This window comes from Salipiger marinus (assembly GCF_035481585.1).
Classification (GTDB): Bacteria; Pseudomonadota; Alphaproteobacteria; order Rhodobacterales; family Rhodobacteraceae; genus Salipiger; species Salipiger marinus.
In genome coordinates this window covers 569,709-582,735 of sequence record NZ_JAYKSL010000001.1, presented here as the reverse complement: position 1 = coordinate 582,735, position 13,027 = coordinate 569,709, and the positions used below count along the sequence as shown (strand labels likewise).

Annotated in this window: 11 protein-coding genes; 5 read left to right on the top strand and 6 right to left on the bottom strand. The window is 67.8% G+C overall.

Translation table 11 applies throughout. The annotated features are described in order from the left end of the window. Positions 1-10: 10 nt before the first annotated feature. Complete coding sequence (locus VK682_RS02815) at positions 11-1,459, bottom strand: FAD-linked oxidase C-terminal domain-containing protein (protein ID WP_230795053.1); 1,449 nt, start codon at positions 1,457-1,459, stop codon at positions 11-13. A 118-nt stretch (positions 1,460-1,577) separates the two neighbouring features. Here VK682_RS02815 and VK682_RS02810 point away from each other — a divergent pair, with 118 nt between their 5' ends. Both VK682_RS02810 and VK682_RS02805 read left to right on the top strand, forming a co-directional pair. After that, positions 1,578-1,988, top strand: coding sequence for a CopD family protein (locus VK682_RS02810; RefSeq protein ID WP_089847712.1), 411 nt, complete (start codon positions 1,578-1,580; stop codon positions 1,986-1,988). A gap of 15 nt (positions 1,989-2,003) precedes the next feature. Continuing rightward, complete coding sequence (locus VK682_RS02805) at positions 2,004-2,702, top strand: DUF599 domain-containing protein (RefSeq protein ID WP_230795051.1); 699 nt, start codon at positions 2,004-2,006, stop codon at positions 2,700-2,702. Here the strand turns inward: VK682_RS02805 and VK682_RS02800 are convergent. The 4 genes from VK682_RS02800 to VK682_RS02785 are packed head-to-tail and all read right to left on the bottom strand — an operon-like array spanning position 2,699 to position 9,397. Beyond that, entirely contained in the window at positions 2,699-4,756 is a 2,058-nt protein-coding gene (locus VK682_RS02800; protein ID WP_230795049.1) for a glutamine amidotransferase, read from the bottom strand. The two genes, VK682_RS02805 and VK682_RS02800, sit on opposite strands and share 4 nt — an antisense overlap. After that, a complete protein-coding gene (locus VK682_RS02795) occupies positions 4,753-7,524 on the bottom strand; it encodes a DUF4159 domain-containing protein (protein WP_230795047.1) in 2,772 nt (923 codons plus the stop codon). The genes VK682_RS02800 and VK682_RS02795 overlap by 4 nt, the downstream gene beginning before the upstream one ends. Next, on the bottom strand, positions 7,521-8,399 hold the full coding sequence (locus VK682_RS02790; RefSeq protein WP_089847704.1) for a DUF58 domain-containing protein: 879 nt from the start codon (positions 8,397-8,399) through the stop codon (positions 7,521-7,523). Before VK682_RS02790 ends, VK682_RS02795 begins: the two co-directional genes overlap by 4 nt. Continuing rightward, positions 8,396-9,397 carry an AAA family ATPase gene (locus VK682_RS02785; RefSeq protein ID WP_230795045.1) on the bottom strand — a complete coding sequence of 334 codons (1,002 nt, stop codon included), beginning with the start codon at positions 9,395-9,397 and terminating at the stop codon, positions 8,396-8,398. The genes VK682_RS02790 and VK682_RS02785 overlap by 4 nt, the downstream gene beginning before the upstream one ends. A 68-nt stretch (positions 9,398-9,465) precedes the next feature. On the opposite strand from VK682_RS02785, the gene VK682_RS02780 reads away from it, so the two are divergent. Next, complete coding sequence (locus tag VK682_RS02780; RefSeq protein ID WP_230795043.1) at positions 9,466-10,056, top strand: DUF1285 domain-containing protein; 591 nt, start codon at positions 9,466-9,468, stop codon at positions 10,054-10,056. A gap of 6 nt (positions 10,057-10,062) precedes the next feature. On the opposite strand, the gene VK682_RS02775 is transcribed toward VK682_RS02780, so the two are convergent. After that, entirely contained in the window at positions 10,063-10,881 is an 819-nt protein-coding gene (locus VK682_RS02775) for a sulfotransferase family protein (RefSeq protein ID WP_230795041.1), read from the bottom strand. A gap of 141 nt (positions 10,882-11,022) precedes the next feature. Here VK682_RS02775 and VK682_RS02770 point away from each other — a divergent pair, with 141 nt between their 5' ends. Further along, positions 11,023-12,600 carry a DUF5928 domain-containing protein gene (locus tag VK682_RS02770; protein ID WP_324781385.1) on the top strand — a complete coding sequence of 526 codons (1,578 nt, stop codon included), beginning with the start codon at positions 11,023-11,025 and terminating at the stop codon, positions 12,598-12,600. 9 nt (positions 12,601-12,609) lie between these two features. Continuing rightward, positions 12,610-12,978, top strand: coding sequence for an HIT domain-containing protein (locus tag VK682_RS02765; RefSeq protein WP_230795038.1), 369 nt, complete (start codon positions 12,610-12,612; stop codon positions 12,976-12,978). Positions 12,979-13,027: the final 49 nt, after the last annotated feature.

The following is a 13,027-nucleotide window of genomic DNA, read 5'->3' as shown; positions in this document are numbered from 1 at the left end:
CCTTTTCCCCTTATTCCGCCGCCAGCGCCACGCTCCGGCGCGGCTCCGACACGTCCAGCGGAAACACCTTGGCGGGGTTCAGCAGCCAGCGCGGATCGAACACGTCCTTCACCGCCATCTGCGCCTCCAGATCGGCGGGGGCATATTGCACGCTCATCAGGTCGCGCTTTTCGATGCCCACGCCATGCTCGCCGGTCAGGCAGCCGCCCACCTCGACGCAGAGCTTCAGGATCTCCGCCCCGAACGCCTCGCACAGCTCCAGCTGGCCGGGCGTATTGGCGTCGAACAGGATCAGCGGATGCATGTTGCCATCCCCCGCATGGAACACGTTCGCCACCTTCAGCCCGAACTCTTCGGACAGGCCCGCGATGCGGCGCAGCACCTCCGGCAGCGCGGTCACCGGGATGGTGCCGTCAAGGCACATGTAATCGTTGATCTGCCCCATGGCGCCAAAGGCCGATTTGCGGCCCAGCCAGATGCGCCCGGCCTCGTCGGCATCGCGCGCCTCGCGCAGCTCCACCGGGTCATGCCGCCGCGCGATGGCAAGGATCAGCGCCAGCTGCTCGTCGATCTCGTCGGGCGACCCTTCGACCTCGACGATCAGCAGCGCCTCGCACATCGGGTATCCGGCATGGGCGAAGGCCTCGCAGGCCTCGATGCAGGGCCGGTCCATGAATTCGATGGCGACCGGCAGCACCCCCGCTTTGATGATGTCGGACACGCAGGCCCCGGCCACCTCGTTGCTGTCAAACCCCATCAGCACCGGGCGCGCGCCTTCGGGCTTGCGCAGGATGCGCAGACTCGCTTCGGTCACCACGCCCAGCTGGCCTTCGGATCCGCAGACCACCCCCAGCAGATCCAGCCCCGGCGCGTCCAGATGCGCGCCGCCCAGCTCCACCACGGTGCCATCCATCAGCACGAGCGTCACGCCCAGCAGGTTGTTGGTGGTCACGCCATATTTCAGGCAATGCGCGCCCCCCGAATTCATCGCGATATTACCCGCGATGGCGCAGGCCAGCTGCGAGGACGGATCGGGCGCATAGAAAAAATCCTCCTCCGCCACGGCGCCGCTGACCGACAGGTTGGTGCGCCCGGTCTGCACCCGGATCACCCGGTTGGTGTAATCGGTCTCCAGCACCTCGGTCATGCGCGACACGCCAAGGATCACCGCATCCGCCGTGGGCAGCGCCCCCCCGGCGAGCGAGGTGCCGGATCCGCGCGGCACCACCGGCACGCCTTCCTCGTGGCAGATCCGCAGCACCGCCGACACCTCCTCGGTGGAGCCAGGCAGCACGACGCAGAGCGGCGGACAGCGATAGGCGGTCAGCGCGTCGCATTCATAGGCCCGCGTCTCGGCAAGCTCGGAGATCACCGCAGTCTCGGGCAGGACGGTGCGCAAGCGCGCCACGATCTGGGCCTTGCGGGCAAGGATGCGGGCGTCGGGGGCTGGCATCTGCATGGGCGTCACTCCTGAATTGGTAAAGTCATATAACCAATTTGCCGGTAAAGCCAAGCAGAATTGCCGCAGCCTTCTGCCCGGTCTTGCGCGGCGTCCCGGAATGATAACAGGTAAGCGCATGGACTGGCTCAAGATCATTCACCTGCTTGCCGTGATGGGATGGATGACCTCCATCTTCGCGGTGCCCCGCGCGCTGATCTACTGGAAACGCGAACATGCCCGGCTGGGCGATTTCGGCCCTCTGGGCGACCTGACCATCCGGCTTTACCGCTTTTCGGCGGGGCTGGGGGTGATCGCGCTGATCACCGGCATCTGGCTGGGCTGGATCTGGGGCTTTCCGGCATGGCTGCATCTGAAGATCGGGCTCGTGCTGCTGCTGGTGGTGCATTACGTCTGGACCGGGCGCATGGTGCTGCTGGCCAAGCGCGGCATCTTTCGCGAAAGCGACATGTTCCTGCGCATCTTCAATGAAATCAGCGTGTTTGTGGTGATCGCGGTGCTTTGGGCCGTGGTCGTCAAACCGTTCTGACCGGGGGGCAGGGGCATGCTGGATCCGCTGGACTATTTCAGCCTGCTGGATCTGGGGGCGGTGGCGCTGCTGCTCGCCGCGTGGCTGCTGACCTCCTTCGCCATCGAAAACGCGCCAAAGCGCCGCCCCTCGGTGTCGGTGCTGATGGCGCGCTACCGCCGGATCTGGATGCGGCAGTTCGTCCGGCGCGATCCGCGCATCTTCGATTCGCAGATCGTCGGCTCGCTGCGGCAGAGCACGGCATTTTTCGCCTCCACCTCGATGATCGCCATCGGCGGGATCTTTGCCCTGCTGGGCAATCCCGAACGGCTGCGCGGCGTGGCCGAGGATCTGTCGCCCGGCACCGATCCGGTGCTGGTCTGGGAGGCGAAGCTGCTGCTGATCCTGCTGTTCGCCGCCAATGCCTTTCTGAAATTTGTCTGGTCCAACCGGCTTTTCGGCTACTGCTCGGTGATGATGGGGGCGGTGCCCAATGATACCAGCCCGCTGGCCTTTGCCCGCGCCGCCAAGGCGGCGGAGCTGAACATCCTCGCCGCGCGCAGCTACAATCGCGGGCTGCGCTCGGTCTATTTCGGCATCGGATCCACCGCGTGGCTTCTGGGCACGGTGCCGCTGCTGATCGCCACGCTGATCAGCAGCGCGGTGATCCTGCGGCGCGAATTCACCTCGCGCTCGCGCGAGGCGCTGCTGGCGGTGGAGCCGGAGGGCGATTAAGCCCGCCGTCCTTCGCGGCGTCCCTCGCGCAGCCACGCCCCCACGATGAAGCCCGCCGCCAGCAGCAGCACCAGCCATGGCGGCAGCAGCGGCAGACGCGTCACGTCCATCGTTTCATAGGCTTCGCGCGGGGTGATCCCCAGCCAGCCCCGGCCTGCGGCGGGGCGGCCCGCCCCCACGGCGCGGATGGTGGGCAGCCCTTCCTCGATCCGGGCGGTGCCGCCGCGCATGCTGTCCAGAACCGGCTCCAGCGCTTCGGCGCTGGCGATGGTCTGCTCGAATTCACGGGGGGCGGCGGGACCAAGCCCGATCACCGTCTCCTGCTCGCCCTCGGTCAGCCGGTACAGCCCGATCTCGGGGCCCTGATAAGTCGCCTCGAACCGGCCCGGCGCCACTTCGGACAGGGTCACCGTCTCTTCGGTGCCGTCGGGGCGGGTCACGGTGACCTCTCCCACATCCTCTTCCAGCGTGCGGCGGATGATGCGCATGCTCTGGCCGGTGGCTTCGGCCCAAAGCGCCTCTTCCTCCAGCTCCGGTTCCTTCATCATCCAGTGCGCCAGCCGCCGCAGCAGTTCCAGCTGCGGCCCGCCGCCTTCGAACCCGCGCGACCACAGCCACGCCTGATCCGAGGCCAGAAGCGCCACGCGCCCCTCGCCCACCCGGTCCAGCACCAGCAGCGGGCGGTCTTCTGGGCCCGCCATCACCACCTCGGCGCTGTCGCGCGGCGTCACCTCGATCTGGCGCATCCAGCGGCCCCAGCTGTCCGCACCGGTCAGCCCCGCCGTCACCGGATGACGCTCGCCCAGTTCGGTGACCTGCGGGCGGAAGCCTTCGCCCAGCACCCGCGCGGTGGGTTCGGCAGGCAGCACCTCGCCCAAGGGCGAGCGGAACAGACTGTCCGCCGAGGCAAAATCCGGCCCCGCCGCCACCAGCACCGCGCCGCCGGTTTCGACATAGTTGCGCACATTGTCCAGATAGATGGCGGGCAGGATGCCGCGCCGCTTGTAGCGGTCAAAGATGATGAGGTCGAAATCCTCGATCTTTTCCAGAAACAGCTCGCGCGTCGGGAAGGCGATCAGCGACAGTTCGGTGACCGGCACGCCATCCTGTTTCTCCGGCGGGCGCAGGATGGTGAAATGCACCAGATCCACGGAACTGTCGGATTTCAGCAGGTTGCGCCATGTGCGGCTGCCCGCATGTGGCTCGCCCGACACCAGCAGCACGCGCAGCCGGTCGCGCACGCCGTTGATCTGCACCAGCGCGGTGTTGTTGCGGTCGGTCAGCTCGCCCTCGGCGGTGGGGGTGGTGAACTGGATCACGTTCAGCCCGCCATGCGGCAGGGTCACGGGCAGATCCACATCCTGCCCCACCGGCACCGTCACCTGCTGCGGCGCCCCGCCATCGACCGAGATCTGCAGCGCCGTTTCGGTGGCGCCGGGGGCGGCGCCCTCGTCCTCGATCCGCAGGGTCAGGGTCACCGGCTCGCCCAGAATGGCAAAGGCGGGGGCGTTGCGCACGATCAGGCGGCGGTCCCAGTCGGTGTCGCGCCCCGACAGCAGCAGATGCAGGGGCGCGGGCAGATCGGGCGCACGGTCCAGATCGTGCAGCCGCCCGTCGGACAGCAGGAAGATGCCCGCGATGCGGCCCCGCGGCTCTTCGGCCAGCGCCTCGGTCAGGGCGGTCATCAGCAGGGTGCCGCTGTCGCCCTCGCCATCGCCCACCTCGATGCGGCGCACCTCGGTGTTGGGGCGGGCGGCCAGCCGCGCCTCCATCGTCTCGGCGGCGGCGGCGGTGGTGTCCATGCGGTCGCCCAGATCCTGCGAGGCGCTCTGATCCACCAGCATCAGCACGATGTCCGACAGCGCCGCGCGATCCTCTTCCTGAAACGACGGCTGCGCCAAGGCCGCGACCAGCACCACGGCAGCGGCAAAGCGCAGCGCCCAGCCGGGCAGGCCCCGCCACAGCGCCAGCGCCACACCAGCGGCGGCAAGCGCCCCAAGCACCGCGATCAGCGGCCAAGGCAGCAGCGGGTCAAACACGATCTTTCCGGTCATTGGCCCAACCTGTCAAGCAGCGCAGGCACATGGACCTGATCGGATTTATAGTTCCCGGTCAGCACATGCATGACCAGATTGACCCCGAAACGATAGGCGATCTCGCGCTGGCGTTCCCCGGCAAAGCCCGAGCCGATGCGCACCATGGGCGCGCCATTCTCCTCGACCGCCCATGCGGAGGCCCAGTCATTGCCGCCGATCACCACCGGCGTCACGTTGTCGTTGAGGTTGCGGAACGGCATGCCTTCGATCAGTTCGGCATCGGGGGGCGCCGCCTCGACCCAGACATCGCGGCTGTTGTAGCGACCGGGGAAATCCTGCAGCAGATAGAAGGTGCGGGTCAGGACGTGATCCTGCGGCACCGGCTCCAGCGGCGGAATGTCCAGCGGCGCGGCCAGTTCGCGCAGCTTGCGCCCTTCGGGGCTGGCGGCGCCAAATCCCGCCACATCGGCATCGCGCGTGTCAAACAGGATCATCCCGCCCGAACGCAGATATTCGTTGAGCTTGGCATAGGCTTCGGCAGAAGGCTGCGGCTGCGACGGCGTGACCGGCCAGTAGAGCAGCGGGAAAAACGCCAGTTCGTCGCGTTCCAGATCCACCCCCATCGGCTCGGCAGGTTCGACCGAGGTGCGGAAGAACAGCGTCTGCGTCAGCCCGCGCAGCCCCGCGCCCGCCACCTCGTCAAGGCGCGGATCGCCGGTCAGCACATGGGCCAGCGTCACCTCGGCTGTGGCGGCCCGGGCGAAATCATCCGCCTCTGGCGTCGCCTCCTGCGCGCGGCCCTGCACCGGCGCCACGGCCAGCGCCAGCAGCAGCACCATTGCCGCGCGTGCCCCACGCAGCCGCCCCGACAGCGCGAGCGAGGCCACCACATCGGCCAGCAGCAGGGCGATGGCCAGCGCCAGCAGCCAGCCCGAAAGCGGCGTTTCCTGCGGGCGCGACAGGCCTTCGACGGGAACGGAGTCGGGCCACATCATGGGCTCCAATACGGTTTCTTGGGTGACGACATTGCGGGCAAGGCTGCGATCCTCGCCCTGATAAAGACCGGGGCGCAGATCCGGCCCCAGCGCTGCGGCCAGCAGATCCTCGCCCGCGACACCGGGCAGCGTGCCCGCATCACCCACCGCGCCAAAGGCATCCAGCACCCGGACCGGCTGCCAGACCGTGCCCGCCAGATCCTCGGGCGCGGGGGTGGCGGGCATGGCCGAAATCGCCAGCCGTTCCAGCATCTGCACGAACAGCCCCGACAGCGGCAGGGTCGACCATTCGGCATTCGCGGTGACATGGACCAGCACCACCTGCCCCTGCCCGACCCGCTTGCGCGTGACCAAGGGCGTGCCGTCGGTCAGCTGCGCGATGACGCGCGAGGCCAGCGTGGGATCGGGCTGCGCCATGACCTGACTGGTCACGGTCACATCTTCGGGGATGGCGAGCCCGGCAAAGGGGCTGTCTTCGGGGAAAGGCGCCAGCGTCTTGGGTTCGCCCCAGCTCATCGCCCCGCCGACGGACCGCCCGCCCGCGCGCAGCCGCACCGGCATCAGCGGATCCTCGGTTTCGCGCGACACGTCAGAGCCGGCAAGCCGCGGCCCGGCAAAGCGCAGCAGCGTGCCGCCCTGATCCAGCCAGTCGGTGACGCCCTGCGCCTCGGCGGGCGACAGCGTGGCGACATCGGCGAGCACGATCACATCGGGATTGGCGGGCAGCACATCGCTCAGCGCGCCTTCGAGGATGTCGGCATCCGCCTCCAGCGCGCGGTGCAGGTAATGCAGCGGCGACAGCAGTTCCAGCCCCTCGCGGTTTTCCGACCCTGCGATCAGCGCCACCTCGCGGCGGCGCAGGCTGTCATCGGGCAGGGTCACGGCCCCGGCGCTGCGCGCACCCTCCACCTCGAACCGGGTGATGCGGGCGCGCAGTTCGGCAGGCAGCGACAGATCCAGTTCGGCTTCGGTGGCATCCCCGGCAAAGGTCAGCGGCGCGCGCACCAGCACCGCCGGATTGCCCGCAGGATCAAGCCCGTGGCCAAGGATCTGCACCTCGGTCTCGGGCCCTGCCCGCAGGCGGCGCGCGGTCAGCCGCACATGGCCTTCCTCGAACCGGGCGGGATGCAGCGCGTAAAGGCTGCGCGGGCTTTCGAACACCGTCAGATCGCCGCGCTGCTCCAGCGCCGCCAGCAGGGGGGCGCGGCTGTCACGGTCCAGCCCGTCGGACATCCAGTAGCTGTCAAAGCCGCTTTCGGGCAGCAGATCCAGCGCCGTGGCGATCTGCGGCTCATCCGGCTGCCACGGTTCGGGGCGCAGCCCGGTCAGGCGCGCGCGCAGCACGGCGGCCTGCTGGAACTGCACCGGTTCGGGCGCGGTCAGGCGCAGCAGCGCCACGGGGCGGCTTTCGCGTTCGGCGCGGGCCAGCAGCGATTCAAGCGCCATCTGTTCGGCACGCCAGTCGCGCGCGCTGGCCCAGCTGGCATCCATCACCACCAGCAGCGGCCCGCTGCCCGCAACCTGCCCGTCCTCCTCGGGGTTCAGCACCGGCCCCGCCAGCCCGACGATCACCGCCGCCACCGCCAGCATCCGCAGCAGCAGCAGCCACCACGGCGTGCGGTCGGTGACCTGATCCTCGTCGCGCAGACCCAGAAGCAGCACCACGCCGGGAAACAGCCGCCGGATCGGCGCGGGCGGCACCGCGCGCAGGATCACCCACAGCACCGGCAGCGCCAAGAGGCCCAGCAGCAGCCAAGGGGCGGTAAAGCCCAAGGGGCCCAGCAGCGTCATCCGTGGCCTCCGTCCATCGCGCGCCAGATCCACAGAAGGGCATTCTGCGCGCTGTCATTGGTGTGATGGCACAGATAGTGCCAGCCGGTCAGCCGCGACAGATGATCCAGCCGCGCCTTGCGGTCGGCCAGCCGGGCCAGATATTTCTCGCGCAGATCGCCCGCCTTCAGCGTTTCATGGGCAATGGTGCCGCCCACGCTCTGAAAGATGGTGCGCCCGGCGAAGGGAAAGTTTTCCTCGGCGGGATCCAGCACCTGCAGCAGCACGCCACGCACGCCCCGGTCGGCGGCCTTGGTCAGCGCCGCCTCGATCGGGTCCAGATCGCCAAGGAAATCCGACACAAAAATGGCGCGGGCATGCGGGATCATGCCGCGCGCCTCGGGGGCGGAATAATCCGCCTCGCCCTCTTCGGCCAAGGCCTCGGCCAGCCGCAGGATCTGCACGTCGCCGTTGCGGGGCGGCAGCGCCCAGCCGGTCAGGCCCACGCGTTCGCCGCCGCGCACCAGCAGGATCGCCGCCGCAAGCGCCACCAGCCGGGCGCGATCCGCCTTGGAGGGCAGGTTGCGGTCGGAGGCGAAGCGCAGCGAGGCGCCGCCATCCACCCAAAGCTGCACGCTCTGCGCGATCTGCCATTCCCGTTCGCGCACGAACTGCTCATCCCCGCGCCCGGAGCGGCGCCAGTCGATGCTGCGCCACGTGTCGCCGGGGCGCAGCGGACGGTATTGCCAGAAATCATCGCCCAGACCCGCACGCCTGCGGCCATGTTCGCCCAGCAGAACGGTGCCCGCCAGCTGGTCGGCCCGGGCCAGCAGCGCGGGAAAGCGGCTGGCTTCTTCCTGCGCGTGCTGGCGAAGCTGGGCGATGTCGGACGTCAAGCCGCAGCCTCGGCGCGGGTCAGATCCGCGGTCACCTCGTCGATGAGCCTTCCAAGGCTTTCGCCGCGCGCCCGCGCCGAGAAGGTCAGCGCCATGCGGTGCACCAGCACCGGGCGCGCCATGTCCAGCACATCCTCGGGCGACGGCGCCAGACGGCCCTGCAGCAGCGCCCGGGCCCGCACGGTCAGCATCAGCGCCTGCGCCGCACGCGGCCCCGGCCCCCAAGCCACGGTGTCGCGCACACGCGCACCCGCAGAGGCATCGCCGGGGCGGAAGGCGCGCACCAGATCAAGGATCATCTCCACCACCGCGTCGCCCACCGGCATCCGCCGCAGCAGATGCTGCGCCGCGCGCAGGGTTTCGGCATCAAAGACGCGCGGCGCCTCGGCCTCTTCAACACCGGTGGTCGCCAGCAGGATGTCGCGTTCGGTCTTGCGGTCGGGATAGGCCACGTCGATCTGCACAAGGAACCGGTCCAGCTGCGCCTCCGGCAGCGGATAGGTGCCTTCCTGTTCGATGGGGTTCTGGGTGGCCAGCACATGGAAAGGCAGGTCCAGCTTGCGGGTCTGGCCGCCGATGGTCACCGATTTCTCCTGCATCGCCTGCAGCAGCGCCGACTGGGTGCGCGGCGAGGCGCGGTTGATCTCGTCCGCCATCAGCAGCTGGCAGAAGATCGGACCGGGCAGGAACTTGAAGGCGCGCGAGCCGTCCGCCCCCGTTTCCAGCACCTCGGATCCCAGAATGTCGGCGGGCATCAGGTCCGGCGTGAACTGCACGCGGTTGCCATCCAGCCCCATGACGGTGGACAGCGTTTCCACCAGCCGCGTCTTGCCCAGACCGGGCAGGCCGATCAGCAGCGCATGCCCCCCGCACAGCAGCGAGGCCAGCGTCAGATCCACCACGCGTTCCTGACCGATGAAGCGGCGGGTGATCGCGGACTTCGCTGCGGCAAGCTTGTCTTCCAGCGCCTCGATCTCGGCAACCAGGTCTTCGGCCATCTGGGACTCCCTTGCTTTCCCTGTTCGGTGGGCCAACTGTATCCCGGGCAAGGAAAATGGCAAAAGCAATGACGACACAAAACTTCGTGACGCCCTCGGCAGAGGGGATCGCCGCCGCCGCACGCGCCGCCGGAGGCAAGGGCCTGCCGCCCGTAGACCGCTGGAACCCGCCCTTTTGTGGTGATCTGGACATGCGGATCGCCCGCGACGGCACATGGTTCTACATGGGCAGCCCGATTGGCCGCCCCGAACTGGTCAGGCTGTTCTCCTCCATCCTGAAGAAGGAAGACGGTGCCTATTATCTGGTCACTCCGGTGGAAAAGGTCCGAATCACCGTCGAGGACGTGCCCTTCGTCGCCACCGATTTCGAAGCAGAACACAGCGGACGCGATCAGATCCTGACCTTTCAGACCCATGTGGGCGATTATGCCGTGGCGGGGCCGGACCATCCGATCCGCGTCACCCGCGATGCCGAAACCGGCGAGCCCGCGCCCTATATCCACATCCGCGCCGATCTGGAGGCGCTGATCGACCGCAAGAGCTTTTACCGGCTGGCCGAGCTTGGCGCGCATCATCCGCAGGACGGCGAAAGCTGGTTCGGCCTGTGGTCGGGCGGCGTGTTCTTTCCGATGATCCCCTCGGCCGACCTGCCGGACTAGGCGCGCTTAGTCCCCCAGCTTGGCGTGCACCTCGTCCAGATCGATCTCCGCCAGCGGCATCTTGTTGGCGGGGTTGTCGACATCGTAGCGGAACAGCTCGAAATCGCGTTTGTAGATTTCGTAGACCAGATGCATCGACAGATCGTCGAAATAATCCTCGACCGGATGGGCGCGTCTGGGTCCGTGGCCTTCGCTTTCGTTGAACCGCGGCATGGTGGCCAGATCCACAGCGTGCGGGGTCTGCACCTGATCCAGCACGCTCTGCATGCCTTCGCTGAACCGCTCGGTCCAGAAGATCCGGTCATAGCGCCCGCCATTGACGATGAAGGTCGAGACATGGCCCGACATCGAGGACCAGTGGATGTCCGGCTCCATCGGACGGCGCCAGCGCACCGTGTCGCGCACGAACAGCAGGAAGCGGCGGAAGCTGCGGATCTGGTCGAACTCCTCCGTGCCGTCCTCGCCGCCGACCTCGATGCCGTATTTCTGGATCAGCAGCGGCACCAGATTGCCGCGATAACGGCGGCCATTGCGCTGGATGCCGCAGATCTTGTCGAAAAACGACGACAGGACACGGGCATAGGGGTTGCGCACGCAGGTAAAGGCATAGGACCGCCGCGCCGCCACATTGGCCGAGATCACCGGCTGGCTGTGCTCCTGCGCCCATTTGTGCAGGCCCTCGGTCGCATCGTGGATGTCGCCGTCATAGAACCGGCCATGATCCGACCGGAACATGATCTGCCCGATGGTGGAGCAGGCGCATTTCGGCACCACCCGATAGACCATGCTTTCGCTTTCGGTCATCCATGTGCCCGGAAAACCCATTCTATCCCGCCTCCATCCCCTGCCCCGCTTGTCGCGGCCCTGTCCGACATGCAAGAAACCAAATGAGCCGGGGTAGTTCAACGTCCGTCGCGCCGGAACCCGCGCGATCATCGGATCCAAAGGGGGCCCATCGTTTCCGGAATGGCGAAGATTGCCTTCATCCTGCTCTGTCACAGGGATCCGGACGCGGTCATCCGTCAGGCCACCAGCCTGACCGCCGCAGGCGACTGCATGGCGATCCATTTCGACGCGCGCGCCCCAAAGGCCGACTATGACCGCATCCGCAGCGCGCTGGCCGACAACCCCAGCGTGACCTTCACCAGGACGCGCATCCGCTGCGGCTGGGGCCAGTGGTCGCTGGTCAAGGCCACGCTGGCCGCCGCCCGCGCCGCGCTGGCGGCCTTTCCGCGCGCGACCCATCTGTACATGCTCTCGGGCGACTGCATGGCCATCAAGCCTGCGGACTATGCCCATGCCTTCCTTGACCGGCACGACGCCGATTTCATCGAAAGCAGCGATTTCTTCACCTCCGGCTGGATCCGCACCGGCTGGGTCGAGGAACGGCTGACCTATCGCCACTGGTTCAACGAACGCACGCAGAAGACGCTGTTCTATGCCAGCTTCGCGCTGCAGAAACGGCTGGGCCTGACCCGCGCCATCCCCCGCGATCTGGAAATGATGATCGGCTCGCAATGGTGGTGCCTGCGGCGCGGCACGGTGGAGGCGATCCTCGGCTTCTGCCGCAGCCGCCCCGACGTGATCCGCTTCTTCCGCAGCACATGGATCCCGGACGAGACGTTTTTCCAGACGCTGGTGCGCCATCTGGTCCCAGAGACAGAGATCGAAAGCCGCACGCTGACCTTTCTGCTCTTCACCGATTACGGCATGCCGGTGGTGTTCCATAACGACCAGTATGACCTGCTTCTGGCGCAGGATTACCTGTTCGCGCGCAAGATCAGCCCATATGCGCGGGATCTGCGGCGCAGGCTGGGGGTGCTTTACGCCTCCGAAGGCCTGCCGCTGCGGATCTCGGACGAGGGGCGGTCGCTGTTCCGCTTCCTCACCTCGCGCGGGCGCATCGGCCGCCGCTTCGCGCCCCGGATCTGGGAAGCCGAAAGCACGCTGGGCCATGACCGCAGCCTGCTGATCGTGGTCTGCCGCAAACGGCAGGTCGCGGACCGCCTGCTGCGCGCGGTGGCGGCGCAGACCGGCCTGCCCTGCATCGGCTATCTTTTCACCGACGAAAGCTGCGCCCTGCCCGATCTGGGCGGGCTGCAGTCCACGCTGGCCAAGCGTCACCGCCACCGGCGGGCGCTGCTGCGGATGCTCTTCGACTATTACGGCAGCGCCCGTCTGGTGATCTGCCTCGACCCCGCCAATCTTGACCTGATGCAGGATTTCTGCCGCGACAGCGCGCCCGCGCGGCTGCTGGAGATCGACTGCCGCCTCTCCGACAGCGACCTGATCCGCCACGCGACAGAGGCGGGGCTTGCCTCCGCGCAGACCCCGGCGGACCGTCTGGCCCACCTGCTGCCAGCGCTGCGCAATGACATCCGGCATCAGAGCGACCAGATCCGCGAGGCCGGATTTGACCATCACCTGCTCCTGCGCGACACCGACCCGCCCGAGACGCAGGCCCGCGCCGTGGCGCAGTTCCTGTCGGTGTCCGACGACACCGCCCGGGCCATCACCCGGACCACCCCCCTGTTTGCAGACTGAGAGGACAGCATGCCCTATTCCTATGACGACCAGAACATCTTCGCCAAGATCCTGCGCGGCGAGATCCCCAATGACACGGTGCTGGAGACCGGGCACAGCCTCGCCTTCCGCGACATCCGCCCGCAGGCGCCCACCCATGTGCTGGTGATCCCCAAGGGCGCCTATGTCTGCTACGACGATTTTGCGCAGAACGCCTCGGATGCCGAAATCCTCGATTACACCCGGGCGATCGGCGAGGTCTGCCGCCTGATGAAGGTCGAGGAAAACGGCTTCCGCCTCATCGCCAATGCCGGGACGGCGGGCGTGCAGGAGGTGCCGCATCTGCATGTCCATATTCTGGCCGGGCGCCCGCTGGGCCGCATGCTCGCCCCGGCCTGACCCCCCCACCGCACAGGAACCGGGCGGGCCACACCCCGCCCCCTTCTTC